The 26,459-nt window shown below is 52.7% G+C and carries 28 protein-coding genes and 2 riboswitches; of the genes, 12 read left to right on the top strand and 16 right to left on the bottom strand.

Going from position 1 to position 26,459, the window contains the following annotated elements; all coding sequences use genetic code 11:
- Nucleotides 1-147: 147 nt before the first annotated feature.
- The 3 genes from DNH61_RS09865 (at nucleotide 148) to DNH61_RS09855 (ending at nucleotide 3,458) form a co-directional block, all read left to right on the top strand.
- A complete protein-coding gene (locus DNH61_RS09865; RefSeq protein WP_245947862.1) occupies nucleotides 148-1,101 on the top strand; it encodes an IS110 family RNA-guided transposase in 954 nt (317 codons plus the stop codon).
- A gap of 468 nt (nucleotides 1,102-1,569) precedes the next feature.
- Entirely contained in the window at nucleotides 1,570-2,832 is a 1,263-nt protein-coding gene (locus DNH61_RS09860; protein WP_111146483.1) for a sensor histidine kinase, read from the top strand.
- A gap of 44 nt (nucleotides 2,833-2,876) precedes the next feature.
- Nucleotides 2,877-3,458 (top strand): P-loop nucleotide/nucleoside kinase family protein, encoded by a 582-nt coding sequence (locus tag DNH61_RS09855; protein ID WP_111146482.1) that lies wholly within the window; start codon nucleotides 2,877-2,879, stop codon nucleotides 3,456-3,458.
- A gap of 57 nt (nucleotides 3,459-3,515) precedes the next feature.
- Here the strand turns inward: DNH61_RS09855 and DNH61_RS09850 are convergent, their stop codons facing one another.
- Nucleotides 3,516-4,592: a S1C family serine protease gene (locus DNH61_RS09850; protein WP_111146481.1), complete on the bottom strand. Its 1,077-nt coding sequence runs from the start codon at nucleotides 4,590-4,592 to the stop codon at nucleotides 3,516-3,518.
- Nucleotides 4,593-4,802: 210 nt separating this feature from the next.
- Nucleotides 4,803-4,913, top strand: a riboswitch (TPP riboswitch).
- Between the two features lie 120 nt (nucleotides 4,914-5,033).
- Here DNH61_RS09850 and DNH61_RS09845 point away from each other — a divergent pair.
- Nucleotides 5,034-5,831 (top strand): thiazole synthase, encoded by a 798-nt coding sequence (locus tag DNH61_RS09845; protein ID WP_111146480.1) that lies wholly within the window; start codon nucleotides 5,034-5,036, stop codon nucleotides 5,829-5,831.
- On the top strand, nucleotides 5,818-6,936 hold the full coding sequence (thiH, locus tag DNH61_RS09840; protein WP_111146479.1) for a 2-iminoacetate synthase ThiH: 1,119 nt from the start codon (nucleotides 5,818-5,820) through the stop codon (nucleotides 6,934-6,936). The genes DNH61_RS09845 and thiH overlap by 14 nt, the downstream gene beginning before the upstream one ends.
- A 129-nt stretch (nucleotides 6,937-7,065) precedes the next feature.
- On the opposite strand, the gene DNH61_RS09835 is transcribed toward thiH, so the two are convergent.
- From DNH61_RS09835 to DNH61_RS09825, 3 genes are all read right to left on the bottom strand, one after another.
- Complete coding sequence (locus DNH61_RS09835) at nucleotides 7,066-7,581, bottom strand: hypothetical protein (protein ID WP_111146478.1); 516 nt, start codon at nucleotides 7,579-7,581, stop codon at nucleotides 7,066-7,068.
- A 189-nt stretch (nucleotides 7,582-7,770) separates the two neighbouring features.
- Nucleotides 7,771-8,754: a ring-cleaving dioxygenase gene (locus tag DNH61_RS09830; protein WP_111146503.1), complete on the bottom strand. Its 984-nt coding sequence runs from the start codon at nucleotides 8,752-8,754 to the stop codon at nucleotides 7,771-7,773.
- Between the two features lie 35 nt (nucleotides 8,755-8,789).
- Nucleotides 8,790-10,022: an aminopeptidase gene (locus DNH61_RS09825; protein ID WP_111146477.1), complete on the bottom strand. Its 1,233-nt coding sequence runs from the start codon at nucleotides 10,020-10,022 to the stop codon at nucleotides 8,790-8,792.
- Between the two features lie 187 nt (nucleotides 10,023-10,209).
- Between DNH61_RS09825 and DNH61_RS09820 the strand changes: the two genes are divergently transcribed.
- Together DNH61_RS09820 and DNH61_RS09815 are read left to right on the top strand one after the other, a co-directional pair.
- Entirely contained in the window at nucleotides 10,210-10,803 is a 594-nt protein-coding gene (locus DNH61_RS09820) for a YitT family protein (RefSeq protein ID WP_111146476.1), read from the top strand.
- A 59-nt stretch (nucleotides 10,804-10,862) separates the two neighbouring features.
- A riboswitch (Fluoride riboswitch) is annotated at nucleotides 10,863-10,923 on the top strand.
- 73 nt (nucleotides 10,924-10,996) lie between these two features.
- Nucleotides 10,997-12,331, top strand: a complete 1,335-nt coding sequence (locus DNH61_RS09815; protein ID WP_425452232.1) for a voltage-gated chloride channel family protein — start codon at nucleotides 10,997-10,999, stop codon at nucleotides 12,329-12,331.
- Nucleotides 12,332-12,435: 104 nt separating this feature from the next.
- On the opposite strand, the gene DNH61_RS09810 is transcribed toward DNH61_RS09815, so the two are convergent.
- From DNH61_RS09810 to DNH61_RS09795, 4 genes are all read right to left on the bottom strand, one after another.
- The gene (locus tag DNH61_RS09810; protein ID WP_111146475.1) at nucleotides 12,436-12,804 is read right to left on the bottom strand and encodes a thioredoxin family protein; all 369 of its coding nucleotides are present in this window, start codon (nucleotides 12,802-12,804) and stop codon (nucleotides 12,436-12,438) included.
- Nucleotides 12,805-12,895: 91 nt separating this feature from the next.
- Nucleotides 12,896-13,285: an ACT domain-containing protein gene (locus DNH61_RS09805; protein WP_111146474.1), complete on the bottom strand. Its 390-nt coding sequence runs from the start codon at nucleotides 13,283-13,285 to the stop codon at nucleotides 12,896-12,898.
- Complete coding sequence (locus DNH61_RS09800; protein WP_111146473.1) at nucleotides 13,286-13,816, bottom strand: hypothetical protein; 531 nt, start codon at nucleotides 13,814-13,816, stop codon at nucleotides 13,286-13,288.
- Nucleotides 13,817-13,894: 78 nt separating this feature from the next.
- A complete protein-coding gene (locus DNH61_RS09795; RefSeq protein WP_111146472.1) occupies nucleotides 13,895-14,434 on the bottom strand; it encodes a GNAT family N-acetyltransferase in 540 nt (179 codons plus the stop codon).
- A 232-nt stretch (nucleotides 14,435-14,666) separates the two neighbouring features.
- Between DNH61_RS09795 and DNH61_RS09790 the strand changes: the two genes are divergently transcribed.
- The 3 genes from DNH61_RS09790 (at nucleotide 14,667) to DNH61_RS26310 (ending at nucleotide 16,821) form a co-directional block, all read left to right on the top strand.
- Entirely contained in the window at nucleotides 14,667-15,500 is an 834-nt protein-coding gene (locus DNH61_RS09790) for a stalk domain-containing protein (RefSeq protein ID WP_111146471.1), read from the top strand.
- A 124-nt stretch (nucleotides 15,501-15,624) separates the two neighbouring features.
- Nucleotides 15,625-16,629 carry a hypothetical protein gene (locus DNH61_RS09785; RefSeq protein WP_111146470.1) on the top strand — a complete coding sequence of 335 codons (1,005 nt, stop codon included), beginning with the start codon at nucleotides 15,625-15,627 and terminating at the stop codon, nucleotides 16,627-16,629.
- Nucleotides 16,630-16,665: 36 nt separating this feature from the next.
- Entirely contained in the window at nucleotides 16,666-16,821 is a 156-nt protein-coding gene (locus DNH61_RS26310; protein WP_181438640.1) for a hypothetical protein, read from the top strand.
- Nucleotides 16,822-16,899: 78 nt separating this feature from the next.
- Here the strand turns inward: DNH61_RS26310 and DNH61_RS09780 are convergent, their stop codons facing one another.
- Nucleotides 16,900-17,958, bottom strand: a complete 1,059-nt coding sequence (locus tag DNH61_RS09780; RefSeq protein ID WP_181438639.1) for a M42 family metallopeptidase — start codon at nucleotides 17,956-17,958, stop codon at nucleotides 16,900-16,902.
- A 179-nt stretch (nucleotides 17,959-18,137) separates the two neighbouring features.
- On the opposite strand from DNH61_RS09780, the gene DNH61_RS09775 reads away from it, so the two are divergent.
- Complete coding sequence (locus tag DNH61_RS09775) at nucleotides 18,138-18,638, top strand: hypothetical protein (RefSeq protein ID WP_342771393.1); 501 nt, start codon at nucleotides 18,138-18,140, stop codon at nucleotides 18,636-18,638.
- 68 nt (nucleotides 18,639-18,706) lie between these two features.
- Here DNH61_RS09775 and DNH61_RS09770 read toward each other — a convergent pair whose 3' ends face one another.
- The 7 genes from DNH61_RS09770 to nikR all read right to left on the bottom strand — a co-directional run bounded on the left by DNH61_RS09770 (nucleotide 18,707) and on the right by nikR (nucleotide 25,262).
- Entirely contained in the window at nucleotides 18,707-19,306 is a 600-nt protein-coding gene (locus DNH61_RS09770) for an ABC transporter ATP-binding protein (protein ID WP_111146469.1), read from the bottom strand.
- Entirely contained in the window at nucleotides 19,296-20,219 is a 924-nt protein-coding gene (locus DNH61_RS09765; RefSeq protein ID WP_111146468.1) for an ATP-binding cassette domain-containing protein, read from the bottom strand. The genes DNH61_RS09770 and DNH61_RS09765 overlap by 11 nt, the downstream gene beginning before the upstream one ends.
- A 38-nt stretch (nucleotides 20,220-20,257) precedes the next feature.
- Entirely contained in the window at nucleotides 20,258-21,136 is an 879-nt protein-coding gene (locus DNH61_RS09760) for an ABC transporter permease (protein ID WP_245948106.1), read from the bottom strand.
- Nucleotides 21,117-22,115, bottom strand: coding sequence for an ABC transporter permease (locus tag DNH61_RS09755; RefSeq protein ID WP_245948105.1), 999 nt, complete (start codon nucleotides 22,113-22,115; stop codon nucleotides 21,117-21,119). The genes DNH61_RS09760 and DNH61_RS09755 overlap by 20 nt, the downstream gene beginning before the upstream one ends.
- Nucleotides 22,116-22,134: 19 nt before the next feature.
- Entirely contained in the window at nucleotides 22,135-23,736 is a 1,602-nt protein-coding gene (locus DNH61_RS09750; RefSeq protein ID WP_111146498.1) for an ABC transporter substrate-binding protein, read from the bottom strand.
- 193 nt (nucleotides 23,737-23,929) lie between these two features.
- A complete protein-coding gene (locus tag DNH61_RS09745; protein WP_111146466.1) occupies nucleotides 23,930-24,694 on the bottom strand; it encodes a sporulation protein in 765 nt (254 codons plus the stop codon).
- Between the two features lie 88 nt (nucleotides 24,695-24,782).
- Nucleotides 24,783-25,262: a nickel-responsive transcriptional regulator NikR gene (nikR, locus tag DNH61_RS09740; RefSeq protein WP_111146465.1), complete on the bottom strand. Its 480-nt coding sequence runs from the start codon at nucleotides 25,260-25,262 to the stop codon at nucleotides 24,783-24,785.
- Between the two features lie 175 nt (nucleotides 25,263-25,437).
- Here nikR and DNH61_RS09735 point away from each other — a divergent pair, with 175 nt between their 5' ends.
- Nucleotides 25,438-26,439 (top strand): LLM class flavin-dependent oxidoreductase, encoded by a 1,002-nt coding sequence (locus DNH61_RS09735; RefSeq protein WP_111146464.1) that lies wholly within the window; start codon nucleotides 25,438-25,440, stop codon nucleotides 26,437-26,439.
- The last annotated feature ends 20 nt before the right edge of the window (nucleotides 26,440-26,459 follow it).

The raw sequence follows: 26,459 nt of genomic DNA, 5'->3' as shown, positions 1-26,459 counted from the left end.
GGCTTTTTGCGGTGGGTTCGACCCCGTAAATAAAACTGCTCGGACAACCTTGAAGCACAGGCTATCGGACTGCGAGTCCGGATAAAAAATCTTCGTTTGTTTCGGTTGTCTTTCCGGTTCAATACTCATGTCGGAGGGATTGTTACAATGTTGGAAGCCATTCTTGAGCGCTGTGCAGGCCTCGACGTACACCAGGAAACCGTTGTGGCCTGCGTTCTTACCGGGCAGCTGGACCGTGCTCCAAAATCAGAGATTCGCACCTTTGGTACCATGACGAACGAGCTCATGGAACTGGGCGAATGGTTAGTGGAGCAAGGTTGCACTCACGTCGCCATGGAAAGTACGGGCGTTTATTGGAAGTCTGTTTGGAACGTGCTTGAAGCCTTTGAATTAGACCTCCTGCTAGCCAATGCTCATCACGTCAAGAATCTTCCCGGACGCAAGACCGACATGAAAGACGCGGAGTGGATCGCCAAATTGCTGCGTTGCGGGCTTATTGAAGGAAGCTTTGTGCCTTCGGAGGACATCCGAGATCTTCGAGATCTGACCCGTTATCGCAAAAAGTTGGTGTATGACGCTACCTCGGAGAAGAATCGCATCCATAAGTCCCTGCAGGATGCGAACATCAAGTTAACTACCCACATGTCCGACATCTTCGGAACATCAGGACGCCTGCTGCTCCAGAAGATCGTAGATGGTGAAGTCATCACAATGGAATTCCTTGAGACGCACATGAAGGGTGCGCTCAAGCACAAATCCCCCAAATTACTTCAATCGCTCAACGGTCGTCTTCGTAAGCATCATCGCGACATGATCCGATTCTCCTGGGATCACCTCGTGTACATTGAAAAGCAAATCCGACTCGTTGAGCAGGATATCCGAAACCGATTAGCCAGCAAACAAGAGGCCATAGATCTTCTCGTTACGATTCCTGGCATCAACGAGCAAGCAGCATCTGTCATTATCGCGGAAATCGGTACCGACATGACCGTTTTCAAGGATGATCACCATCTTGCCGCATGGGCAGGCGTTACGCCAGGCAACCACCAGAGCGCCGGTAAAAAAAAAGAACACGAGCGCGATCCGGAAATGCCCATCTAAAAGCAGTATTATGTGAATGTGCTTGGGCTGCTTCTATGACGCGAAACACAAGGCTCTCAGCAAGATATTGGAGTTGGGTTAAGCGGCTAGGCAAGAAGAAAGCCTTGGTCGCACTTGGACATACGCTGCTTCGCATCGTATACCACATGTTGCTTACCAAAAGCCCATACAAAGAGTTAGGCCCTGATTATCTTGAACGCTACAGACAAGAGCGCGAAAAACGTCGTGAAGCAGAACTCATTCGACAGCTACAGTCCAAAGGCTTCACAGTAACTCGCCCTGCCTAACCTTTCACCTCCACCACGGTCAAGGTCTGCCGAATCGGTAGTCCTGCTTCGGCGTGCGTAAAAATTCGTTTGAGCAAAGATTCATTTTCATAAAAAAAAACATATAAGATCTGAACCGTTTTCCATAGGCTTGTTGTATAATTATTGAAATTATACTAGCGCCAAGGTGGCCGGGCCCTACATGATCTATATCAAAAATATTATGCTGCAGCTGTTGTTTGCGTTAATGCCGTTCGTGCTGTTTACCATTTACTACAGAGATAAGGCGGTCAATTATTCCCGCTGTTTCATCACGCTCACGTCCTGTCTATGCCTGCTGCTGTCCATGACGTTTCCTTCTACGGTCGAAACCGGTTTCATCTTTGACATCCGTTATGTAATTATGTTCTTCGGCATTATGTTCGGGGGCATGCCAACGGGGATTGTCCTGCTTGCCGTATTTATTCTGTACCGTCTCTATCTCGGGGGTGACGGGATGCTGTCTGCCTATACGATACTGCTTGTAACCTTCCCGCTGTCCATCCTGCTCGTCAACCGCTATCATATGGCCAAGGAGCGCAAACAGCTGATTGTCGCGCTAGCCGGGCTAAGCTTCTCTGTTATCCCGCTGCTGATCCTCTTTATGATGGAAACGAATTATATGCTGAGCCACTTGAGCTTTCACATCATGGTTATGCCGGTTCAGAATTCGCTCGGGATCTGGCTCCTTATTTCCCTGTTTAAGAAGGCGGCAACCGATAAAGAACTGTTCATCAGTTATGTACATAATGAGCGGGTTCAGGCCATCAGCCATGTTGCAGCTTCTCTGGCTCATGAAGTCCGTAATCCGTTAACCTCCGTGATGGGCTTCCTGAAGCTGATCCGCAACCCCTCCCTGCCCAGGGAGAAGGTGGATCAGTATATCGATGTATGTACCGAGGAGCTGGTTCGGATGCAGACCATTCTCTCGGAGTACCTTGCTGTCTCCCGGCCGCTCGGCAAGCACAGGGAAGAGATCGACCTCTCCGAGCAGATACACGCGGTTGCCGATGTCATGACTCCCTATGCCAATATGAACAACGTAAAGCTCGTGGTTGACGACGGCAGCATGTCGGTGCGGGTAGAGTCGAACCGGGATGAGATGAAGCAGCTGCTCATCAACTTTATCAAGAATGCCATTGAGGCTTGTTCGAACCGCAGCGACGGGATGGTCGTCATCCGCCTGCTTGCCTCCAATCATGAAGCCGGCTTGCTGATCAAGGATAACGGAATCGGGATGAGCCCCGAGCAGATCGAACGGCTCGGCACAGTATACTTCTCCACCAAATCTACCGGGACGGGCCTTGGCTTGACCTTCTCTTACCAGCTGATCCGGTCGCTGGGCGGAAGAGTTACCGTACGGAGTGAACCAGAGAACGGCACGGAATTTATCATCCGGCTGCCGGTCTCCTCAGCCCGGTCATAACGGCTGTAAAGCTTCTCAACTTGAATAAGGGGGTTTATACATATATGGCAAAGCTTGTATTCTTCATCGGACCCGCTGGGGCGGGCAAAACAACACTTGCCAAATCACTGGCCGCATCAAGCGGCGCAGTGCTGCTGGATATGGATACCCTGCTGCAGCCGGCGGCACGCGCCGTTATGCTGGCGGCAGGACTGGACCCTGAAGACAGGGACTCTCCGGATTACAAACGGCTGTGCCGTGATCTTGGGTACCGGATCACGATGGATGCCGCACTCGAGAACCTGCAGCTTGGCAGCGAGGTTTACGTAATCGGACCGTTCACGAGGGAACTCTCAGAGCGGTATTGGCTGGAGCAGGAGCTGAAGGCCGCAGGACTTGAAGCCCAGCTGATTAACTGCAGAGCTGTTTACGTGTATTTGGAGGATGAGCAGCTGTACCGTTCAAGGATTGAACACCGCGGTCTTGCACTGGACAGATGGAAGCTGGACAATTGGGATCAATATTGTCAGACCCTCTCACCAAGGAAGGTGTCATGGAACCTGCCGGATGCCCATATTCTGCAGCTTGATAACGCAGGGCCATTGACCGAAGAGAAGCTGGACAGGCTGAGAGCGTTCATCAGATAAAAACACAAAGAGGGACGCCATGCTGCGTCTCTCTTTGTGTTAATAGCAAGCCCCGTCTTAGATGGAATCACCATAGTCTTCCGACACCGCCCTGCTGTCCGATCCGGAACCGAGCATCATCTCATTCAGCACCGCCTTCACTGTCGATACCGGGATGGCAAAGCCGATTCCCTGGGCGTCCGCACTAACCGCAGTATTAATGCCGATTACCTCGCCCTTCATGTTGAGCAGCGGTCCGCCGGAGTTGCCCGGGTTAATCGCCGTATCCGTCTGGAACAGATGCTCATAGCTGCGCGTCCCCTGCTCGTCTTCAATCTGGAAGGATCTCTCCTTCGCGCTTAATATCCCCGTGGTGACGGTATAATCAAGATCGTACGGGTTGCCGATCGCAATCAGCCAATCTCCTGGTGCCGTTGCATCCGAATCCCCCATGGATAGGACCGGGAATTGGGCCGTTCCTTCGATTTTCAACACGGCAAGATCAAGATCGTACCGGCTTCCCACAAGCTTGGCAGTGAACGGCTCTTCATAACCCTGCACTGTTACTTCAATCACATCCGCGCCATTCACAACATGCTCATTAGTCAAAATATAACCCGACTGGTCGAATATATAGCCTGTACCAATCCCGCTGTCCTGCAGCTCACCGGCCGGCTCTCCTTCTGACCATCCCTGCTGCCCCCTGCTGCCCAGACCTTGTGAACGGCTGGAATACCAATCGTTCTGCCAATAGGAGGAAGGCGACTGAGCCCGCATCTTCGTACCGATTCTGACGACTGCCGGACTTGCTGCCGACGCAATCTCGGCAACTGTCGGCGCATCGGACAGGCTGTAGGATACGGGCCGCACCTCGCCCGCTCCATTCATCGCGCTTGCGACGATGCCCGCGGTCTCGCCGGATAACCCGGTAAACCAATTCATTCTATCTGCAGTGTAGGCCAATCCCCCAACTGTCAAAGTCCCCGCCATGAATGCGGCAAACAGCTTGCTGGCCGTTCCTCTGCGGCTTCTGCCTTGCGGCCTGCCGCTGTTCCCAGTATCTAAGGATACTACCTCACCTTCAAGCACCACTCTCTCGCCGGCAACCGGGTATAAGGAATCACCATTCTGATCTAACTTATCATACTCATTCATCGTCTATTCCTCCATTTCTCTATATGTAAATCCATCAAACTCTCCTTCGCCTCTAATAGAATTGTAGATGGCTAACCTGAAGGCAGACTTAGACGAACCTTATACCAGCCTAAATGTTTCCTGAATATAAGCTGAAAATAACTGCCGCCTATGATAACTATCACATGGTAAACCGGTTAAGTATGCTAGAATCAGCAGCAATCAACCATACCATTACTGAACGGGAGCCGGGTCAACCGGCTGAGAGTACAGCTGCATGCGCTGTTGACCGTTAAACTTGATCTGGGTCATACCAGCGGAAGAAGAGGTAATTGGAGCTGACACGGCACTGCCGTGCATTTAACGCTTCTTTCTGCCCGCTTTCTGGCGCAGAGGGAAGCGTTTTTTGGTGCATGCAGGTTGGATGAAGCGTTATTAGGAGACGAAGGAGCGGATGTGAAGATGGAGGATGTATGGAAAGTAGGAAACCGCACCCTGCGAAGCAGGCTGCTGCTCGGAACCGGCAAGTTTCGCAGGGATTCGCTAATTCCAGAGGTGCTGCAGGCCTGCTCTGCCGAGGTGGTAACGGCTGCAGTAAGACGGCTGGATGTGATGGGCGGCAGCCAGGACGTGACAGCATGGATTCCCGAGCCTATTATTCTGATGCCAAATACATCGGGTGCGAGGAATGCCGAAGAAGCCGTGCGTATTGCAAGGCTTGGCCAGGCTGCGGGCATGGGCAGCTGGGTCAAGATTGAAGTGATCAGCGACAGCAAATACCTGCTTCCTGATAATTATGAGACACTGAAAGCGACAGAGCAGTTAGCCCGCGAAGGCTTCACTGTTCTGCCGTACATGAATCCCGACCTGCATGCTGCCAGGCAGCTGAGAGATGCGGGTGCTGCAGCCGTAATGCCGCTTGGTTCACCTATTGGCTCCAACCGCGGAATCAGGCTGAAGGAGCTGATTGGGATCATCATAGAGGAAATCATTGATATTCCTGTTATCGTGGATGCGGGAATCGGCAAACCTTCCGAGGCAGCTGAAGCTATGGAATTGGGTGCCGCTGCAGTACTTGTGAATACCGCGATTGCAACAGCCGGGGACCCGGTACGGATGGCGGAAGCATTCGCCAAGGCCGTTGAGGGAGGGCGCCTTGGCCATCTTGCGGGGACAGCGTTAAGCAGCAGGCTGGCTTCGGCTTCTTCACCGCTGACAGGGTTTCTTAGGGAGGAAGAAGGTTCTCATGAGCTATTATGAGCAGTTGACCGAGTCAAGGCAGCTTGATCTCAGCAGAGCATGGACCGCGTTCACCATTCAAGATGTCAGAGCGGTTCTCCGCAAATCGAAGCTGGACACGATGGATTATGCCGCGCTGCTCTCCCCTGCCGCCGGGCACATTCTGGAGGAGCTCGCCCAAGCGGCGCACGACCTCACTGTGCAGCATTTTGGCTACGCCATGCAGCTGTTCACGCCTCTGTATCTGGCAGATCATTGTGTGAACCACTGTGTATACTGCAGCTTCAGCGTCACCAATGAATTCCAGCGATCGAAGCTGTCTGCCGAACAGGCAGCTGCGGAAGCGCAGGCGATCAGCCAGACGGGAATCCGGCATCTGCTGCTGCTCACCGGCGAGTCTCCGCAGGCTACGCCGCTCCCCTATCTGGTGGACTGTGTTAAGGCTGTGAAGCCATACTGCAGCTCCATCGGGATAGAGGTTAACCCGATGGATACAGAGGCTTATGCGGAGCTGACAGCGGCAGGTGTAGACAGTCTGACCATCTTTCAAGAGGTTTACGATGAAGACGTGTATAAGAGCGTGCATCTGAAAGGGCCTAAACGCATGTTCAAGTACCGTCTGGACGCACCCGAGCGGGGATGCAGAGCAGGTATGCGCAGCGTAACGATCGGGGCTCTGCTCGGTCTTAACAGCTGGCGCGAAGAAGCATTCCACACGGGCATGCACGCCCGCTATCTGCAGCAGCGGTATCCGTCTACCGACATTGCCATAGCGGTTCCGCGGCTGCGACCGCATCTCGGCGGCTTTGCCCCTCGTGACCCGGTAAGAGACCGCGAGCTTGTCCAAGCTATGGCAGCATACCGCATCTTCCTGCCCCGCTGCGGGATTACGTTATCTACTAGGGAAAGAACAGCATTTCGCAATCGGCTGATTCCTTTGGGGGTTACCAAAATGTCGGCCGGCGCTTCGACCAGTGTCGGTGGTCATACGGGCTGCAATCCCGACCAGATCAGCCAATTTGAGATATCCGACGAACGAAGCGCCGCCGAGCTGTGTGAAGATTTAATCCAGCGTCATTACCAGCCCGTCATGCAGGATTGGCTTCAACTGCAGCCACCTAACTAATTATTCAGCATCTTGCCAGCATGGCCGGTCCGTCTGCGGAAGCAGCTGTACCGGCATATCTGGCAAAGATGCAAAAAAAGCCTGCGCCCCAGCGCAAGCTAATTACATTCTCCATGCGACGGCTGGCAGCTATTCATCCGTCTTCTCAAAATTCAGCCATTCCTTCAGCGTCATATCCCCTTCGCCCATTACCCGGACAACATCGATATTCCATCCGTTAAGAATGGCAGCGAGCTCCTTCTTGCTGCGGTAGATCCGTTTACAGGTCGTCTTGCCAAGCTCGATACACAGCTTCTCAATAATAACAGGCTCGCTGTCCGAAGGATGCAGTGTCGTGCCTTCAGCCTTCCATAGAAAGGCATCCGTCAGTTCACCGTCAACACAATCATCTTCGCCAAGCTCGGCAATCAGCCGGCGGATGTTCTGGCGTCCGGCAGGAATCATAACCTCTACCAAGGTAATGAAACCGTCCTCCCACACCTCTACCAGCTCCAGCTGCAGCTGTTCCTTCTCAGCCTTACGATAACGGCACCACTTCTCTTCAGCCGAGTAATTATACCAAGTGTCTTCATCCAGCTGCTGGAACGTCCCCCGCCTCGTCTGGCTGCGGTGCAAATATATTATGAATTCAGCTATCTTCTCCATCAGTTGCCTCCTGTTATGCAGCCCTTGCTCCAACCGCGGCCAGCTGGAGCGCCTTACCAGCTATATTACCATGTTTCGCAGCTGAACAAAACAAAGAGATCGCTTCAGCTATGGAAACTGAGTAAACACTATCAGCATTCCATAGACGCGATCTCTTCATCCATCGGCATGTCGGCCTATTCGATTTGGTTACGAGCTCCGGCTGGTATGCAGCGGCTTTAAATTCGCTTCTATCGCTTCCCGATGCGGTTCAAAATAAGGAGGCAGAGCCAAGCCCTCTCCCAAATGCTCGAAATCCTCATCCCCCTCAAACCCGGGACCGTCCGTTGCCAATTCAAACAAAATACCGTTAGGCTCCCGGAAATATAACGACCGGAAGTAATACCGCTCGACAAAGCCCGAGTTAGAGAGTCCGCTGCTTGTAATGTGGTCTACCCATTTGCGCAGTTCTTCTTCATTCTCGACACGGAAGGCAACATGATGCACACTTCCCCTGCCCGGACGCTCACGCGATAAATCTGCCCGCTCAACCAGATAGATCTCAGCTCCTGTACCGCCTTCCCCCGTTGTAAAAACGCGGATTGGAGGCTGGCCGGCCTCCCCTTCAAATGAAGGAAGCTCACGGTAGCCCATAATATCAGTCAGTGTCCGGGCTGTACGGTCTGGTCTGGATACGGTCAAGAAGACGGGGCCGAGGCCGAGAATGCCATGGCGGGTTGGTACGGGACTCTTCTCCCACGGCTGGCCCCCGGCAACACCCTCATTATGCTCATCCGATACAAGCATTAAGCGCTGCCCTTCGAAATCCCGGAAAGCCAATGTCCGCCGCCCGTTAATATTCGAAAAATCATCATGCGCAACACCGTGATCTTCTAACCGCTGCTTCCAGTAGTCCAGCGAGGAATTATCCCTCACTCGCAGCGAAGTGGTTGTAATGCTGTCTGTACCGGGAACGGTCTGGCCGGCACGCGGTATTTCGAAGAAGGTCAGATCCGTCCCCGGGTTGCCCCGTTCATCAGCGTAGAAGAGATGATAGACCGAAGTATCATCCTGATTCACGGTCTTCTTGACAAGTCTCATTCCAAGCGTTTGCGTGTAGAAGGTATAATTTTTCTCCGCGGAAGCCGTGATGGCTGAGACATGATGCTGGCCCTTCAGAGGTTTAAGCTCCATGTGCAAGCGCTCCTTCATATGAAATGATCTCCTTACTAGAATGCCCATTCTCCCTTAAGGAAGACCGCCTCTTCCCTGCCGTCAGCTGTTATGCCATAGATATCCATCTCACCGGATCCAATCATGAAATCAACGTGTGTGATGCTCGTATTCAAACCACGCTCGCGCAGCTGCTCCTGAGACAGACCTTTGCCGCCTTCCAGGCAGAAAGCGTACGCGCTGCCGAGTGCCAGATGGTTCGAGGCGTTCTCATCAAACAATGTATTGTAGTATAGAATATTCGATTCGGAGATCGGAGAACGGTGCGGCACAAGCGCAATTTCGCCAAGGCGGGCCGAGCCCTCGTCCATTGCCAGCAGTCCCTTCAACGTCTCCTCCCCCTGCTCAGCCGCAGCTTCAATCACACGGCCGTCCTTGAATGTCAGCGTAAACTTGTCAATCAGCGTTCCACCATAGCTGAGCGGCTTCGTGGAGGTTACCCTGCCGTTCACACCGCCAGCAGAAGGCGCTGTAAACACTTCTTCTGTCGGCATATTGGCCACGAACGCTGTTCCCTTCTCACTAACACTGTCCGCTGCTACCCAGATATGGCCTTCTGGAAGCTCAATGGTAAGGTCTGTTCCAGGCGCTATGTAATGTAATTTGCTGTACTTCTTCGTATTCAAATAATCGGACTTCGCATTCAGACTGCGGATATGCTCTTGCCAGGCTGCAACCGGGTCCTCTTGATCCACACGCACAGCCTTGAATATCGCTTCCCACATCCGGCTGATGCGATCCTGCTCCGGCACATCCGGGAACACCTTGGCCGCCCACGCAGCCGAAGGCGCAGCCGCTATGGACCAGCTGAATTTATCGGATTGAACATATTGACGGTACTTCGCCATGGCCTGGCCGTATGTCTTCTGATAATTCATGATCCGCTCCTGCGGCACGCCGGCAAGCAGATCGGGATCAGCCGATACGATGTGAAGAACGGCGGCATTATTTTCCACCAGTTCAAGCATTTCGCCCGCATACCACTTGGGCTCATCCAGGAAGGACTCATCAGCGGCCATATCGTAGCGAAGGCGGGATACCACATCATCCGACCAGTTTACCTTTACCAGATAAGCCCCTGCTTCATAGGCCTTCTTAACCGCCAGCCGAACCAGCTCGGCAGAATCCAGCGCAGCATTGATAACAAGCGTCTGGCCTGGCTGAATATTGATTCCCGTCTTCACGATCAGTTCAGCGTAACGGGCAAGTTTGGTTTGAAAGTCAGTCATGTCTTACAACTCCTCCATCTGCGTATACATCTTTATTTTTGTTATTATCTCATCATTTTATGGGAAAACAGACGCGAAAGCAAAATTTCGTGATCAGCCCCGCTTCAATACATTGAACAAACCAAATGCCATAATTCCTGCCGTACAAGCATAGAATGCATGGAGACAAGATACTTGGAGGATACGGATGATTGTTCAAAAGCTGTGGATTATGACCCTCGGAGGACTGCTGATTGCCCTAGCTATCAATCTGTTTATTCTGCCCTACCACATCACTGAAGGCGGCTTGATAGGCGTTGGACTGCTGCTGAAGTATCTGCTGCATGTGAACGCGGGATTGGCCATGCTCGTTATCAGCATTCCGATCTATGCAGTCGCATGGTGGTACCGCAGACGGCTGGTCATGTATAACATTATCAGCGCCTTGATCACCGCCCTGCTCATCGATGCTGTACATCTGATTCCTTACAAGCTCCCCCTGCATCCGCTTGCCAGTGCAATCATCGGCGGTATAATGATCGGCACGGGAGTCGGCGTTATGCTCAGACACAGCATCACGACGGACGGCATCGACCTGATCGCCCACCTGGTAAGCCGCTTTGTCCGCATCAACGTTGGCATTGTCATATTCTTCCTCGATGTGCTGATTATCGGTGCGGGCTACTTCATTATGACCGAAAAACAATTCCTGTTATCCCTGATTACGATTACTGGCGTAGGTTTCATTACCCTTCTGCTCACCCATAATCATTCCCAGCACTCTAACCCTGTCGCCGACTAAATTGTACATCCTTGTGACAGCCGTTGACGCTCCTTGTTCTATCCGATATGATGAAAAATAACTGATTGGGCGAGGGAGTTCGCCTTTATCCGCCTTCGTGCTAATGACTCCTACCAGCCAGCCCGGTGCTGAGCAGGTAGGAGTCTATTTATTATGAAGCGTTCGGTTGTTGTCATAAAGGGAGAGATAGTGTATGGGGAATTACTTGAAGGCAGGGAAGATGAAGCTGCAGCAGGCAGCTGAGAAGCGAATACATATTGCGCTGTTTGGGGCTTTGCTGAAGTGGAGCCTGATCGGGGGTATGGTCGGAATCCTGACCGGCTCAGCGTCAGCGCTGTTCCTGTCCAGCCTGGATCTGGTTACGAGCACACGAACGGCCAATCCGTGGCTGTTATGGCTGCTTCCGCTTGGAGGAGCAGTAATCAGCTACCTCTATATGCAATACGGGAAGGATTCAGCACAAGGCAATAATCTTATCCTTAGTCAGATTCATGGCACCAGCGGAACCATTCCCTTGCGCATGGCGCCTCTGGTACTGCTCGGTACGCTTACCACCCATCTGTTCGGCGGATCCGCCGGACGCGAGGGCACCGCAGTCCAGATGGGCGGCAGCTTGGCCGACTGGTTCGGACGGCTGCTGAAGCTGACTCCGCTCGACCGGAAAATCATCCTGATGTGCGGCATCAGCGGCGGATTCGGCTCCATCTTCGGAACACCGCTGGCCGGAACGCTCTTTGCCTTAGAGGTGCTTGCATTCGGCCTTGTCAGCTATGAGGCTGTCCTTCCCTGCTTTGCCGCCAGCTTCGTGGGCCATCTGGTTACCTCCTCCTGGGGGATATACCATATTCATTATACAATCGGAGAAATTCCACCCATGAGCCCGCTGCTCATAGGCAAGGTAGTCATCGCTTCCATTCTGTTCGGATTGGCCGGACTGCTGTTCAGCCAGCTTACCCACGCTCTTAAGAAACTGTATGCCAAGTGGTTCAAGAACCCGGTTATCAAGAGCTTCGCAGGCGGGCTAATCGTCATCTCGCTTGTCTACCTGACCGGGAGCAGGGATTATCTCGGACTTGGTATTCCGCTGATTCAGCAATCCTTCGAGGAATCCATGTCCCCTCTTGTTTTCCTGCTGAAGACCTTATTTACATCCGTTACGCTTGGAGCGGGCTTCCAAGGGGGCGAAGTCACACCGCTGTTCGTCATCGGCTCCACGCTTGGCAGCGCACTGGCTGACATCCTCGCCGTTCCGGTGCCTTTTCTTGCGGCGCTTGGATTCGTAGCTGTATTCTGCGGCGCGGCTAACACACCGATTGCGTGCTTTATTATGGGGATCGAGCTGTTCGGCTCCGAGGGCGCGGTCTATCTGTTCATCGCATGCATCATCAGCTACCTGTTCTCCGGCCACACCGGCATCTATACCGCGCAGCGAATCGGCACGGCCAAATCCAGATTCTTCATCCCCGACCAGAATGCCAGTCTCGGCTCCCTCCGCTTGCCGAAGGAGCACGCTGACAAGCAGCCTTGAGCTTATTAGGAATTAGTGCAGCGCAAGAAGCGGTATAGGACAGGCAGACAGCCCGAACTATACCGCTTCTTGCGCCACTATACCGCCTGACGTCACTAATATTCTCAGCTGCCTTCCTGCTCAAACCGTTTCAAGGTCATATAAATATGATCGACTGAGCCCATGGCGTAAAGCCTGTCCGCCGGCCTGCTGTTTTCCAGCATGACCAGACACGGGACACTGGCGATTTGCCAGCGCTCACGCAGGACAGGGGCAAAGGCAATTCCAATTTTCCTCACTGGCAGCTGTAGGCCGCTTGCCACGGCGACCTGCACCATTTTTTCCGCTACACGGCAGGTGCCGCACAGCTCGCTGATAAACAGCACGGCTTGCTTGCGATAACGCCCAATATAAGGAATATCAGACTCAAGCAGCTCTGCCTCCTTCAATTCTTCCAAAGCTTCTAGCTGCCCGCCGGCTCGACTGCCTGTCATCTGAAACACCTTCCTCTCTGTTGTTTGTCATGTGTGTACCCATAGCCCTTGGAACCAACGAATGGGAACAACGCCGAATGACGGACATGAGTTATGATTGTACAATTATGTGCCCTTCCCTGGTAAGTGCCTCAGTTGCCTCCGCTAGCTGGTCAGCTTTTACGAGCAGGTAATCGGTGTCAAAGGTCGATACGGCAAAGATGCTGATCTTCTGCTCAGCTAGCGGCTTGGCAAGCCTGTACAGGATTCCTGTTAGACTAAAATCGAGCGGTCCTTCAACTTTAATAGCTTTCCAGTCCCTCTCAACCGGTTCCGGGCAGCTTGCCGGCAGAAGCTCCTCTACGCATACAATTGACAGCTCGTCGGAGGTATACGTAATGGACAGCAGTTCTCCCTGCCGGGGCTTCACCCAGCCTGGAATAGCGGAGCTGGGGTCAAACCTGATAATGGTGTAGTTATGATTTAATATTGACAGCTTCAACTAGCGCACCCCCGGTTCCTTCCATTCCTCAATGAACGAAGGGATTTTCATCATTCTGGTCAGCCTTACTGCCACGATCTGATCAACATGAAGCTGCTCAAGATACTCCGGCTGCTTGATATTGAGGCTGTACTCCTTCCCGCTTGCCAGGAGGAACGTCACATAGCTTCCGTCTATTTCCTTAACCCTGGCCTTCACCGCTCTATACTCCTTAAGAAACAGGTCCGCCGCAGTCAGGGTTAGTGTCACACACAGGAATAGACTAATCACGTAAAATAAAACCACTAACACAAGCGGCCCGTCAACCATTACCTGTACAATTAGCTGAAAAGAACATATGAAGAGAGAAATAATACATGTCACCAGTGTATAAGTCAGTTTCTTGCGAGGCCTCAGATCCATGTATAAGCCCTGCCCCTTCACGCTGACCTGTTTGTCGAGCATCTTCATAATTGGCGTGATCCGCATCTCCCGGCTGCCATAATGCTCGATTGGCTTGCCGACTCGTTCATCATACCGAAATACTTTCATCTGCATCCTGCCTTTATCTATGTATATATGGCGTATGGGAGCGTGCTGACCGCTTCAGCCAGCTGAATATGCGCCACCCTATGCCCACTCTTCCTTCAGCATTCCGTAAACCACATGATCGACATAGTGATCGTACAGCCACTCCGCCTGTCTGACAATGCCTTCCTGAACAAATCCAAGCCGCTCGGGTATTGCTCTGCTCTTCGTATTCTGAACGGCTGCCCGGATTTCAACCCGGTTCAGCAGCAGCTCGTGGAATATATAATCGATTAATGTCCGGCAGGCAGCTGTCATGGTTCCTCTGCCCTCAAAGTCCTCACTCAGCCAGTAGCCGATCGTCGTCTTACGGTTGGACCAGTCTATGTTATTAAGCGAAACGCAGCCCGCCAGCCTTCCTTGATGGAATATTCCCAGATACAAGCCATTGTTCTCGGCAAAGGCCTTCAGAGACATGCGGATGAATTCCCTGCACTGTTCCACAGATACCGTATTATCCAGCCAAGGCAGCCACTCTCTTAAACGGCCCCTGTTGGAATCCACTAACAGGAACATCTCTTCAGCATGTCTGTTCTCCAGCAGCCTAAGCTCCAGAAGATCATTTATTTTACAGCTCAGCATCCAATCCCCTCGCTTCTCCGCTTAATTTCTCCATAATCCAATATATGATCGTTGTCCGTCAAGTCTATTCATCAAAAGGCTACGTCTTATAGACGAGCATAACCCCCGCTTGGTTCCATGCCAGCCATGCTGTTATGAGAGAGCACAGCCTCTGACCGGAAGGTTTCACCGCAACCTTTTCCCATCCCACCCCGTCTATGAAGCCAACTACAATCGTTGGGAGATGATATACATGTTAAACAAGAACAAATGGCTGTTCGCAATCACAGCTGCAAGTGTCCTGTCTGCTACCCCGGCTTTAAGCGCCCAAGACTTGACTAAGCGAGTCAACGGACTGCTGCGCGGGGATGTCCTCGTCACGATCGACGGAGCCGATACTTCCCTCCATCCCGTATTAATAGATGGCAAAGCTTATCTGCCTGTCAGGGAAACAGCTTCTACAATGGGTTATAAAGTCCGCTGGAACGGGAGTGAGATTGAGTTGAACAAACAGAAGAATGAAGCAGAAGACATGCTGCAGATGAATGGCATAATCGTAAAGGCTGAGAGTGAAGACTCGTCGGTACGGATCGAGGTAATGGGCCACGGTCAGAATAACTGGATGATCCTTACCGCTGACAAGAACACCCTGCTCACTGATTCCGAAGGTAATCAGACAGACCTCAGCAGCCTGAAAGAAGGGATGCAGATTACTGCTGAATACGGGCCTGTCATCGCGATGAGCTACCCTGGACAATCACATGCCGCCGCCATTAAGACCGGAGCACAGCGGCTCGTGCAGGAGAGTGTCGTTTCTTCTGCCAGCAACGAGGCGGCTAACGGGTGGCAGATTCTGTTGTCACATAACGGCGCCGCTGCTCAGCCAAGTCTGGTGCTTAATGCCGGTAAAGAAACAATGCTGGTTGACCGTACGGGCCAAGCTGTTCCTTGGCATCAGTTGAAGCCGGGCACCAAGGTTCGTGCCTACTATGGTCCGGCCATGACGAAGAGCATCCCGCCTCAGAGCCCGGCTCACCTGGTTATAGTGCTGGACGAGGTGCTTAATCAAAGAGCCGAAGCAGAGTAGGAACTGATTGGTCTTTACATCCGCATGTAATGATTCGTATTCCCAGCCGGGCAGGAGGCTATAAAACGATTTCCGTCGGGGCAACCTAATGCTGGTGTCTACAGACCATTAGGAGGCGATCGTCATGCAGAGCATCGAGCTGAGACCGGATATGAAGACATCAGGCGGCGAAATGAGCGATATCATGATTGGCGGACGTTATGCGGGCAGTCTGACACTGTTGTACCGTGAAGGCGACCGTGTTGCAGGTTCTATTCAGCTGGAGCAGGAATCTTTGAAGAAGTCCGATAAGGACAGCCTAATGGACTATCTGCAGCAGTATATCCAATCCTTTATTCATGCCATAGGTGCACGAGAATGTGACGTCATTGTGACCTACAGCAGCTATGATAAGGTTGTCACCACCGCACCGGAGACCGATTTTGCCTTCGATGCGGAAGAGCAGGAAGAACAAATTCAGGTAATAGATGTCGTTGATGATGAAGCCGGGGATGAGCTCTGGACAGAGGCTGAAGCGGAATATGACCTGGTCGTAGTGCGGGAGAACAATCATGAAGTGGAATACCATGTTTATGATACTGACGGAAACTGGGCGGCCGAAGCCTTCATTAGACCTGGTCTTGATGTCAGCGGCCGGATTCGCTGGGTTTATCAGCCGGATGATGAAGAGATTGAACTGATCACCGAGCTGCTCATCTCCGACTTTGATGATAATGCCGTTGATTCCTTCTCCTTCGAGCATTACTTCGAAGATCAACTTATCGATATCTTCGAACTGACCCATGAGGAGCTTCTTGAGACACCTGTGGAAATGATCGGTGACGATGCCGAGGAAGATTATAGCGTTATCCTTGCCCGCGATGATGGCGACATCCTCACTTATGAAATTTACAGACAAAGCGCAGGCGGCCTGCCAATTGGTACAGCAACGGTTGATATCGAACGCCGAATGCTTACCGGTTATATTGATTTCCAGGATAGCCGGACAATTGAGGATGCCGAATTGATCGCCTCCCTGCTGATGCGCGAGCTGGATAAGGAAAAGGATTACGACGGTCTTAATCTTTCCCTTATGTACAGGAATGAGCGGGTCGACGAGATCATTTTTGAGAATGAAACGGTTCACTAAGCTCTTCTCATACACGAATAGGGAGGCTGAATGATTATGGAGATAAAAGAAGCGGTCAAAGGCTCTAACAACGGCCCGAGAGCCCGCCAAGCGCAGGCGAAAGTCGTTGCAAAAATGAAGGCTGATGAGAAGCTGAAGGATCCGGAGCAGGCTGCCAAACAGGATGGCTATCCGGGCTCATGCCAATTCTGACCAAACTAAGGCAGCGGACAAATTAAAGACGGCAGACCTTATCCTATTTGTAAAGGGTAGCAGGTCTGCCGTTTTGAATTAACTTGTCACATAGGCCGCCAACAGCTTGGCGGTATTCACAACAGCGTCCAGGTGGGTTCGCTCCATACTGTGTGATGCATGGACACCCGGACCCAGCAGGGCCGCACGTATGCTGCTCCCCCCGCTTAAGGCTGCCGATGCGTCGGAGCTGTAACGAGGATATATGTCTACAGCGTAAGGGATCTGTTCCTGCTTCGCAAGCTCAATCAGCCTGCCGGTCATCTCGTAGTCATAAGGCCCTGAAGAGTCCTTGGCACAGATGGAGACATCCTTCTCAGTTGTCGACAAGTCATCGCCAATCGCACCCATGTCAACAGCAATGAATTCGGTAATATCAGCCGGAATACTTGCACTGCCGTGACCTACCTCTTCATAGGTCGAGAACAGGAATCTAATGGTCCGCTGAGGCTTAAAACCAGCGCGTTTGATCCATTCCAGCAATCCAAACAGGGCTGCAACACTTGCTTTGTCATCCAGATGCCGGGATTTAATCAGTCCATTATCCAGCACTCTTGTTCTCGGATCCCAGGAGATGAAATCGCCAGGAGAAATACCAAGCTGTTCAGTTTCCTCCTTGCTCGTAACCCATTCATCAAGCCTGATTTCCATATTCTCTTCCTTGCGTTCCAGGTCCCTTGCATCCGTGTACACGTGAACAGAGGGCTTCGTAGTCAGAACCGTTCCCTCATATGTTCTGCCGCTGCGGGTATGGATAAGGCAGTATTCATTCTCAACAGACTGCATACTATATCCGCCAACCGGGGTAAACCGAAGCGTACCATTAGCTTTAACCGCCCTTACCATGGCACCAAGCGTGTCCACGTGAGCTGTAATACCAAGTGCTCCCTTATGGTCCAGGCCTTCACCCGGTATCGTGATGATACCGTTTCCCTTGGGGGTGAATTCCATAGCATAGCCCAGTTTCTCAGCTTCCTTCTCCAGCAGCTTCATAATCTGCTTACAGAAACCGGTAGGGCTGGGCGTCCTCAGCAGCTTCTGCAGAATTTCCAGCGTGTACGTGGCATTAATATCGTGATTTATGGATGATAATGTCATCGGTTAGCCTCCAGCATGTCTTTTTTATCCATTATGACACGGACGGCAGCAGGCTGCAAAACGTAGTTGGTAATAAATTGTAAACCTTGTATATTTAGTGGAATAAGAGCGGGTTCATGGGGTACGCTAACTGTAAGAAAAACCAACGGAGGACAAGTCTCGAATGAAGAGAACAGCTAATGATGAAAAAGACGTCGCCTGTTGAAGCATTGCTGTGGTCTATTGCCCTTCCAGGTTTTGGTCAGCTGCTTAACAAGCAGTATCTCAAGGGAATAACCCTCATTATCCTGGAATTCGTCATCAATTTGGGGTCAAATCTCAACACTATTATCATGGACAGCTTTCAAGGCGACACGCTTGCTGCTGTCAGGCACACCAATTACCAATGGCTCTTGTTCTACCCATGTGTCTATATGTTCGGGATCTGGGACGGGTTTAAGGATGCCGGAGGAGGAAGAAGCTCCCCCTATTCCACCTTTCCTTTTGTATTCTGTGCCTTCTTCGGTACGACTGGCATGTTCTATTCAGACCGTTTCCGGTTTATGGATATTCTTCCGGGACCTGTCTGGCTGCCGATGGCCGCTGCTTTCTTGGGGGTTGGCTTCGGCTTCCTGCTGAAGGCAGCGCTTGACAGAAGACTCATTCCGAGACCTGATACAGCTGAACGCCCGCCTTCATGATTTTACTATGGAGGAGGGCGTTTCGTATTACATATGGGGCGACTTTAGGAAAGAAAATTGCGTTTATCTTACATAGGCTCAATTCGGCTGCATATCCGTTTTAGCAGATTCTCGTCGTGGCTGATTACGAGCAGGCCAAGGCTTCTCTCCTGCGCAAGCTCAAGCATGGCATGCCATATCTGAGCTTGCGTTACGGCATCAAGCATTGCTGTCATCTCATCCGCTATAAGATAGGCGGTTTCAGGACCTAGAGCTCTGGCTATACAGCAGCGCTGCAGTTCACCTCCCGAGAGCTCCGCAGGTACACGGTCCAGCCACGCCTCGTTAATACCCAGCCTGTGCATGGTCGGCTGATCAGCCTGCCATCCTTCCTGAATGGTGCTGCGCATCGTCCACTTGGGATTAACCGCTTGCTCGGGGTGCTGGAAGACCATCTGAATCGGGTGGTATCCGCGTGCTGCCCGAACAGCTTTCCCAGCCAGAGTAACGGTTCCTTCATGAGGCTGCAGATAACCGGCCAGAATGCGGCCCAGTGTTGTTTTGCCGCAACCGCTGGGCCCCTGCAGACCGACAACCTCTCCCCGTCTGACCGTTATCTCCCGTCTGCGCAGCAGCCATGGCCCGTCTTGCGCATAACGATAAGACAAGCCTTTTCCTTCAAGAGGCATGGCATCTCACCCATCCCCTCTCACCCTCCCGCATACCGGGCTGTTCTTCCCGGCATATGGCTGCTGCCAGCTCGCAGCATGACGCAAATGGGCACCCGGGACCTTCCCGGCTGCTAACCGCACGCCAATCGGACTGCGGAACGTAGAAGCCATTGGCCGGAAGGGAATTCCAGAGCGCCCTGCTATAAGGATGCTGCAGCCTCTCGCCCTTATCGCTGAAATGGGAGGCCGGCAGCCACTCTACTGTCATGCCGGCATTCATGACCGCTATCCGGTCCGCTCCCGCGACCGCTGCCTCCAAGTCATGCGTGATCAGCAGCACGGCGTGTCCTTGATCAGCTAGTTCCCGAAACCACTTCATGGTCTCAGCTGCGTCTTCCGCCTGCATGCCAGGCGTCGGCTCATCGGCGATGATCATGCAGGCACCGCTAACAAATGCAGACGCAGCCATAATTCGTCTTGCCATGCCGCCCGACAGCTGGTGGGGATACATTTGCTCCACCTCGTTATCCAGCCTGTATCGGCGGAAGGCTGCCCGCTGCAGCTTCCGGGGATCACCGCCGCGGGCAGCCAAGCAGACCTGGGCTCCAGACCTCATCAGAGGGTCCAGATAGGTAACCGACTGCGGGACCAGCATGATATCTTTTCCTCTAAGCTTTGCCTGTCTGGCTGCTGTTAACTTCTCCCCTTTGTAAAGGATGCTCCCCCCTAAGCTGGCGTTCGCTGGAAGAATGCCGAGTATGGCATGGGCAAGCAGACTTTTCCCGGACCCGCTCGCGCCAACAAGGGCTGTAATCTCTCCCGCTTGAAGCGCAAGATCAAGCTGCCTAACCGGCATGATGATCTCTCTGCGCAGCCAGCCAGCATACCGGGCAAATGATATGGATAAATTCTCGACCTGCAGTAAACTCATTCCCTTCCCCCCATGAGAATCATCTGCTTATTCCGCTGCTAGAGCCGTTCATATTGCTGTGAGTCAAGCAGCCTCTTCGTATGGCTTCCAATAACATCGAAGGCACGGACAGCTGCCAGAAGGGCAGCGCCGGGCAGTACTGCAAGCCACCACATGCCAGACGACAGATAACGCATAGACTCGGACAGGATAATACCGATAGCCGGCTGATGCGGCGGCAGGCCTAGCCCGATGAAGGTTACGGCCGCTTCATGCAGAATGGCATGCGGAAATAACAGGATGAGGCCAACTGTTAGCTGAGGCAGCAGATGCGGAAGCATATGCCGCCTCGCAATCCAGAACAGGGAGCGCCCGAGACGGCGGGAGACCTGCACATACTGGGCAGCCATCAGCTGCATGGCCTCGGCGCGAATCAGCCTTGCCAGCGCCGGCCAGTGGGTCAGCGCAATGCCGATCACGATCCCCTTCATCCCTCCGCCGCACACGAAGGCGACCAGGATAAGGGCAACCAGATGCGGAACACTTAAGAACAGATCAGTGAGCCATGTAATGATACGATCCGCCTGGCGCCCGAAGAGCGCCGAAGCTATTCCCAGGACAGCAGCTATCATGGCACTGCATACAGCTCCTGCCAGACCGGTTTGGATACTAAGCAGCAGTCCCTTCATCACCCGGACGAACATATCCCTCCCCAGCCAATCCGTTCCGAAGAGATGCTGAAATGACGGAGGGAGGTTGCGCTGATCAAGCTGAACCGACAAGGCATCCGGGTTCGTCAGCCACCCTGCCATGATCAGCATCATAAGAAGAGCAGCAGCAGTCAGCAAAATCAGCAGGCTGCGCCGTTTGTAGTCAATTGGATACACGGCTGACCGGGTCTGAAGCCGGGCCACGGAGTCAAACATTACGCGAGTCATTCTCATGCCCCCTTATTCTGGGATCAACCAGCCGGTACAGCACATCAGCCGCTGTATTGCCCGTAAAGACGAACAGGGTGCTGAACAGCACAAGACCCATCAGCAGAGGAACATCCCCGCGCAGTCCCGCCTCGACAGTCGCATGGCCTAATCCAGGGTAGGTGAATACCTGCTCAGCCAAAACCGCACCGCCGAACAGTTCACTGAAGGATGCCAGCTGCAGGGTCATTGCCGGCAGCGCGATATTGCGCAGCCCATGGTTACGGTAAAGCTGCCAGCCTCGTTCACCCTTCGCCCGTGCGTATAGAACAAAATCACTGTCCAGGATATCAATCAGCTTCTGGCGGGTATGCAGCGCAACCGCTGAGATCCCGGCAATACTTAGTGCTGCTGCCGGCAGCACCATATGCCTTATACGGTCAGCGATTGTAACCTGCTCCGCCGCCACGCCGGCGGGAACGCCAAGTCCAGCAGGAAGCCAGCCCAACCAGACTGCGAAGACCATCAGCAGCAGCATCCCAATCCAGAATGAAGGTGTTGAAGCAATGGTGTAGCACACCCACTGAATAACCCTGTCCAGCCAGCCTCCCCTGTTCATGGCGGCTGCACTGCCGGCTGCGAAGCCAATAAGCCCTGACAGCAGCCATGCAGCCGCCATTAACGAGAGGGAGTACCAGAATCGTTCGGCGATTACGCCCGCAACCGGTTCCCTATAAATCATGGAGCTGCCGAAGTCACCTTGAATCATCGAGCTAACCCATTTAAGAAACCGTTCCAGGGGCGGCTGGTCAAGCCCCCAATAGACAGCTATATCCAGCCGCTGCTCAGCTCCCACTGTCATCATATCCGCGCCTATGTAAGCTCGAACAGGATCAACGGGGGAGAAGCTGATAAGGACAAAGGTAATGATGCTGACAGCCGCCAGCAGGGCTGCAAGACGAACCGACTTTCCGAATGCAAACTTCAGCCATCCGGGCACAACAATTCCCCCCTCTCCCCTATTGCTTCCACTGCCATTCCGCGATATTGTCGGTTATCGGCCAACCGTGTCCATGCGGCTGGATTCGCTGCCTGCCTATATCGAGCCCCTCACGAACAAGGTAGAGATGATCAATATTGACCAGCCAGGCCCACGGTGCATCACCGGCCGCAGACATTCCGTTCTGCCCGTCCCACTGCGCATTCTTCCAGTACACGAGAGCCTCCTCCTCAGTTAAGGCATGCATCGCTTTATCCAGCCACCGGTCGACTGCCGGATTGCTGTAATAACCCGGGTTATAATACTCGACTCCTTTATAGCTGCTGCTGTAGAGATTATACATCTCCAGAGGATCATGACTTCCCCATCCGAAAAGCACCGCGTTTTCATGCATGCCCTGCTCAAGATCCTCCCAGCTCTTGCCCTCAACGATGATACGAATCCCGACTTTCTTCATCATCTCGGCAGCGGCAAGCGCAAGCGATTGGCGGATGACGTCACCGGCAGGATACATAAGGACAAATTCTGCCCTTCGCCCATCCTTCTCCCTTATGCCGTCTCCATCCGTATCCCGCCAGCCGCTATCCTCCAGCAGCGCAATTGCCTTTTCGGGCTTGTTGTCTTCGATGACCGCCCGTTCATTCCACCACGGAAGGCCGTCACTCGAGGTGTATGCGGGCGACCCATGTCCTTCCAGAATGCCGTCGACCAAGCCCTGCCTGTCAACTGCTGTGTTCACTGCCTTACGGATAGCCGGGTCGCTTGTAACGTCATTGCCGACAGGCTTGCCGTCAGGTGTCTGGCCGCCTGAGGGCACGTAAGGAAACATGATTCCACGATTGTCCACGCTATGTACAGACTCAAGTCTCATGCCAGGCACATTCATACCGCTTAAGGAAGCCGGAATATAAGCCAGGTCTACTTCCCCTGCGCGTGCAGCTGCATAAGCCGCATCCTCACCCAAGAACAGAATCGTAATCTGCTCAAAGCCCGGCTTCTCTCCGTAATACTCCGGATTCACTTCAATAATCATCTGTTGGCCGCGGTCCCACTGTTTCAATAGGAAAGGGCCGGAGCCAATCGGCCTGGAAGCGTACTTCCTGCCGTAAGCATGCTCCGGTATAATGCCTGTCGTAATGAGTCTTGCAATAAAGGTTGACTGCGGCTGCTGTAAATGGAATGAAACCGCGTAGTCCTCCTCCACCCGCACCTCCTTAAGATTCGTCAAGTCGACAGCAGAGGCTGAATCACGCACCGTTTCAAATGTAAACTTGACATCTCCTGCTGTTAAAGGCTGACCATCCGAGAAGACCGCATCCTTACGGATATGTACTGTCCAGGTCAGCCCGTCATCGCTCACATTCCAATCCGTCGCCAGATCATTCACAATCTTCAAGTCATTGTCACGCTTTAGCAGCGTACTCTGGAACAGCGGCGATCCATAGAGTCCCCAGCCGGATGCAGGATCGAAACCGCCTTCCGGCTCTGAGCCAACCGCAATGACAAGCGAATTGCCTCTACCCCGGTCAGCTGCTGCGCTTCCGCCAACCCGCGCCGTGCAGCCTGATGCCAGTACAGCAAACACAGTGATCCACAATAGAAGGATGCTGCGCTGCTTCATCGTCTGAGCACACCTCATATTCAACATTCTGACCCCACCTTAATCTGACGTATATCTACCATCGAGAATCCATTCGTAACACGTATGTTAGAAATAGTAACACAATTTATCCGATTATGCATCACAAAAAAAGCTGCCCCTCACTCATCATCTGAGTATAGTGGGCAGCTCTTATTCATCATATAATCCATACTTACATATAATTGCGAATTAACTGATCCAGCTTGTGTGCGAGCGGTTCAATCCCGCCGCTAACGTCTTCGGGATAAATCCGGAATTGAACTCTTGTCTCGTCCAGATCGAAGAGCTTAGCGAGTCCGCGTGCTTTGCGGTCGATTTCCATGAATACTTCCACATAGTCTGGGTGCGGCTTAAAGATCAATTCAAGCTCATCCAGACCACGGAACTGGGGTCCTGGCGCGTATTCAAATTCCTGAAAGAATTTATAGCCGAACCGTGAGCGTGGATCATACTTGCAATCCGCCTCCCGCATCCGGAACCCAAGATAGGTAAGGGCATCCAGAACATGAGCGGCCAAATAGGTTGGCTCGACTTCAATTACATCATCATCAGATGCATCAAGCGCGCTTGCGATATCAAGGCCAGTCTGAACCCAAATCCGCGTCTTGCCAGCTGTAATCGGCGTAACATAAGGAACTACGAAGGAAAAAGGAATCTCCCGTGTTTCGTTCTCCTGAATCGTGAATGCCTCGTTAAGTGCAAACTTGCCGATAGTTCCGCGCTCGCGAACCGTTTGGTCATTAGTCTCACGCGTGTAGGTCGTTACAAGCTGGAGCTGAATCTCATTAATCTGCTGGGCTGTGGAGCCGCCTTTGACAATGACCTTGCCGGTAAGCTCCTCGCCTGCCCTGACACTTCCCGAAGGAGCATCCAGGATCGTATCCACCCTGGCCGATCCAACACCGACCGAGGCCATAATCTTCTTGAATAGTGACATGTGACAACTCTCCTTATGATATCTAATTAATGAATGACCCCGCGAGTTAAGCTTCACTCATGCTAAGGCCCGGTCCAACATATTGGTGTTATGTATCCCTGTCGGGTTCTGTGGAAGGCTGTAAAGCAGGGTGAGCGTCCTCCCTGGCTGCAGCCGAAGCATAAGTAACGGACAGCTCAGCATAAACGACACCCTTCTGAACCTGAATCTGCTGGTGAAGCTTGCGCAGGCTGTTCAGCGCCCCCTTCACCACAATCACCTCGAGGCACTGGTCGTGATTGAGATGTATATGCATTGTCGAGATAATGTCTTGATGATGGTGATGCTGAATATCCGTCAGAAGCAGCGGCAGCTCACTTACATGGTGGTTGTACACGAGAACGATCGTACCTGCAACGAGGTCATCGCTGTGCAGACTGGATGGCTCGAGCAGCGCCTTCCGGGCAAGATCACGAATAGCCTCCGAGCGGTTGTGATAGCCCTGCTCGGTAATATACCGGTCGAATTGTTCGATAAGTGCCGCGGGAAAAGATACTCCGAACCGGGTTAGCTCATCCTTGCCTCCCATTTAATCCCCTGCCCGTCTCATTTGCTCCAAAGTTTACCACAGCTCTCATGCACCGGCAATACAGGTCAGCTCATTGGTAACGAGATGAACATTTTGTTATACTTTAATAACTATAGATTCGATGTGAACTATATTTTCTCTAGTATTTAACTATTCTAATGATAGGAGTGACAACATGTTTAAACTGGGTGTATTAGACCAATCACAGGTTGGGGAAGGACGAACCGCTTCTGATGCGCTGAAGGAGACCACAAGACTCGCACAGGAAGCTGACAAGCTGGGATTTTCACGTTATTGGGTTTCCGAGCATCACGCATCCCGTTCACTTGCCCACTCCAGTCCCGAAGTGCTGATAGCCCATCTGGCTTCTGCCACCTCGCGTATCCGGCTGGGCTCGGGAGGCGTAATGCTGCCCCACTACAGCGCCTATAAGGTAGCCGAGAACTTCCGCCTGCTTGAAGCACTTCATCCCGGAAGAATCGATGTCGGTCTCGGAAGAGCTCCCGGCGGCATGCCGATTGCGACCAGAGCGCTGCAGGAAGGCAAATACATGCACATAGATGAATATCCCCAGCAGATTACCGACATGATCGGATACCTGCATGATTCGCTTGGTCCCGATCACCGGTTCGCCGGGCTGCATGCTTCACCCGCAATTGATACAGCACCTGAGATGTGGCTGCTCGGCTCCAGCGGAGAAAGCGCCAAGATAGCCGCTAGACTCGGTCTTTCCTTCGGCTTTGCCCAGTTCTTCGGTACACCGGGCGGTGAAGAAGCTGTGCGTTACTACAAGGATAACTTCCGGCCTTCTCCGCTGAATGAAAAGCCTTATGCCTTGGCCGCGGTGCTGGCCGTATGTGCGGATACCGAGGAGGAGGCCAACCGTCTCGCGACGAGTACGGATCTGTTCTTCCTGCGGCTGGAGCAGGGGCTTGAGCTTTCCTTCTTCCCTTCTGTTGAGACCGCACATGACTACCCATACACAGAATATGACCTGCAGCGTATCCGTATGGGCCGCCACCGCCGTATCGTGGGCAACCCCGACCAGGTGAAGGCAAGGCTCGAGGAGCTCGCCGAACAGTATCAGGCCGACGAGCTTCTGATCGTCAGCCCGATCCATAATTTCGCGGCCCGCTTGCACTCGTACCGCCTGATCGCAGAAGCGATGAAGCTATAAAGACTCTCCACTACCGGAGC

It is taken from the genome of Paenibacillus sambharensis, from assembly GCF_003233845.1.
Classification (GTDB): Bacteria; Bacillota; Bacilli; order Paenibacillales; family Paenibacillaceae; genus Paenibacillus_I; species Paenibacillus_I sambharensis.
This window is presented reverse-complemented; position numbering and strand designations above follow the sequence as displayed.

Bases quoted from the DNA above. Each gene is read 5' to 3' on its own strand.
- DNH61_RS09865 (WP_245947862.1), top strand. From the start codon at position 148: ATGTTGGAAGCCATTCTTGAGCGCTGTGCAGGCCTCGACGTACACCAG.
- DNH61_RS09860 (WP_111146483.1), top strand. From the start codon at position 1,570: ATGATCTATATCAAAAATATTATGCTGCAGCTGTTGTTTGCGTTAATG.
- DNH61_RS09855 (WP_111146482.1), top strand. From the start codon at position 2,877: ATGGCAAAGCTTGTATTCTTCATCGGACCCGCTGGGGCGGGCAAAACA.
- DNH61_RS09850 (WP_111146481.1), bottom strand. From the start codon at position 4,592: ATGAATGAGTATGATAAGTTAGATCAGAATGGTGATTCCTTATACCCG.
- DNH61_RS09845 (WP_111146480.1), top strand. From the start codon at position 5,034: ATGGAGGATGTATGGAAAGTAGGAAACCGCACCCTGCGAAGCAGGCTG.
- thiH (WP_111146479.1), top strand. From the start codon at position 5,818: ATGAGCTATTATGAGCAGTTGACCGAGTCAAGGCAGCTTGATCTCAGC.
- DNH61_RS09835 (WP_111146478.1), bottom strand. From the start codon at position 7,581: ATGGAGAAGATAGCTGAATTCATAATATATTTGCACCGCAGCCAGACG.
- DNH61_RS09830 (WP_111146503.1), bottom strand. From the start codon at position 8,754: ATGGAGCTTAAACCTCTGAAGGGCCAGCATCATGTCTCAGCCATCACG.
- DNH61_RS09825 (WP_111146477.1), bottom strand. From the start codon at position 10,022: ATGACTGACTTTCAAACCAAACTTGCCCGTTACGCTGAACTGATCGTG.
- DNH61_RS09820 (WP_111146476.1), top strand. From the start codon at position 10,210: ATGATTGTTCAAAAGCTGTGGATTATGACCCTCGGAGGACTGCTGATT.
- DNH61_RS09815 (WP_425452232.1), top strand. From the start codon at position 10,997: ATGGGGAATTACTTGAAGGCAGGGAAGATGAAGCTGCAGCAGGCAGCT.
- DNH61_RS09810 (WP_111146475.1), bottom strand. From the start codon at position 12,804: ATGACAGGCAGTCGAGCCGGCGGGCAGCTAGAAGCTTTGGAAGAATTG.
- DNH61_RS09800 (WP_111146473.1), bottom strand. From the start codon at position 13,816: ATGAAAGTATTTCGGTATGATGAACGAGTCGGCAAGCCAATCGAGCAT.
- DNH61_RS09795 (WP_111146472.1), bottom strand. From the start codon at position 14,434: ATGCTGAGCTGTAAAATAAATGATCTTCTGGAGCTTAGGCTGCTGGAG.
- DNH61_RS09790 (WP_111146471.1), top strand. From the start codon at position 14,667: ATGTTAAACAAGAACAAATGGCTGTTCGCAATCACAGCTGCAAGTGTC.
- DNH61_RS09785 (WP_111146470.1), top strand. From the start codon at position 15,625: ATGCAGAGCATCGAGCTGAGACCGGATATGAAGACATCAGGCGGCGAA.
- DNH61_RS26310 (WP_181438640.1), top strand. From the start codon at position 16,666: ATGGAGATAAAAGAAGCGGTCAAAGGCTCTAACAACGGCCCGAGAGCC.
- DNH61_RS09780 (WP_181438639.1), bottom strand. From the start codon at position 17,958: ATGACATTATCATCCATAAATCACGATATTAATGCCACGTACACGCTG.
- DNH61_RS09775 (WP_342771393.1), top strand. From the start codon at position 18,138: ATGATGAAAAAGACGTCGCCTGTTGAAGCATTGCTGTGGTCTATTGCC.
- DNH61_RS09770 (WP_111146469.1), bottom strand. From the start codon at position 19,306: ATGCCTCTTGAAGGAAAAGGCTTGTCTTATCGTTATGCGCAAGACGGG.
- DNH61_RS09765 (WP_111146468.1), bottom strand. From the start codon at position 20,219: ATGAGTTTACTGCAGGTCGAGAATTTATCCATATCATTTGCCCGGTAT.
- DNH61_RS09760 (WP_245948106.1), bottom strand. From the start codon at position 21,136: ATGACTCGCGTAATGTTTGACTCCGTGGCCCGGCTTCAGACCCGGTCA.
- DNH61_RS09750 (WP_111146498.1), bottom strand. From the start codon at position 23,736: ATGAAGCAGCGCAGCATCCTTCTATTGTGGATCACTGTGTTTGCTGTA.
- DNH61_RS09745 (WP_111146466.1), bottom strand. From the start codon at position 24,694: ATGTCACTATTCAAGAAGATTATGGCCTCGGTCGGTGTTGGATCGGCC.
- nikR (WP_111146465.1), bottom strand. From the start codon at position 25,262: ATGGGAGGCAAGGATGAGCTAACCCGGTTCGGAGTATCTTTTCCCGCG.
- DNH61_RS09735 (WP_111146464.1), top strand. From the start codon at position 25,438: ATGTTTAAACTGGGTGTATTAGACCAATCACAGGTTGGGGAAGGACGA.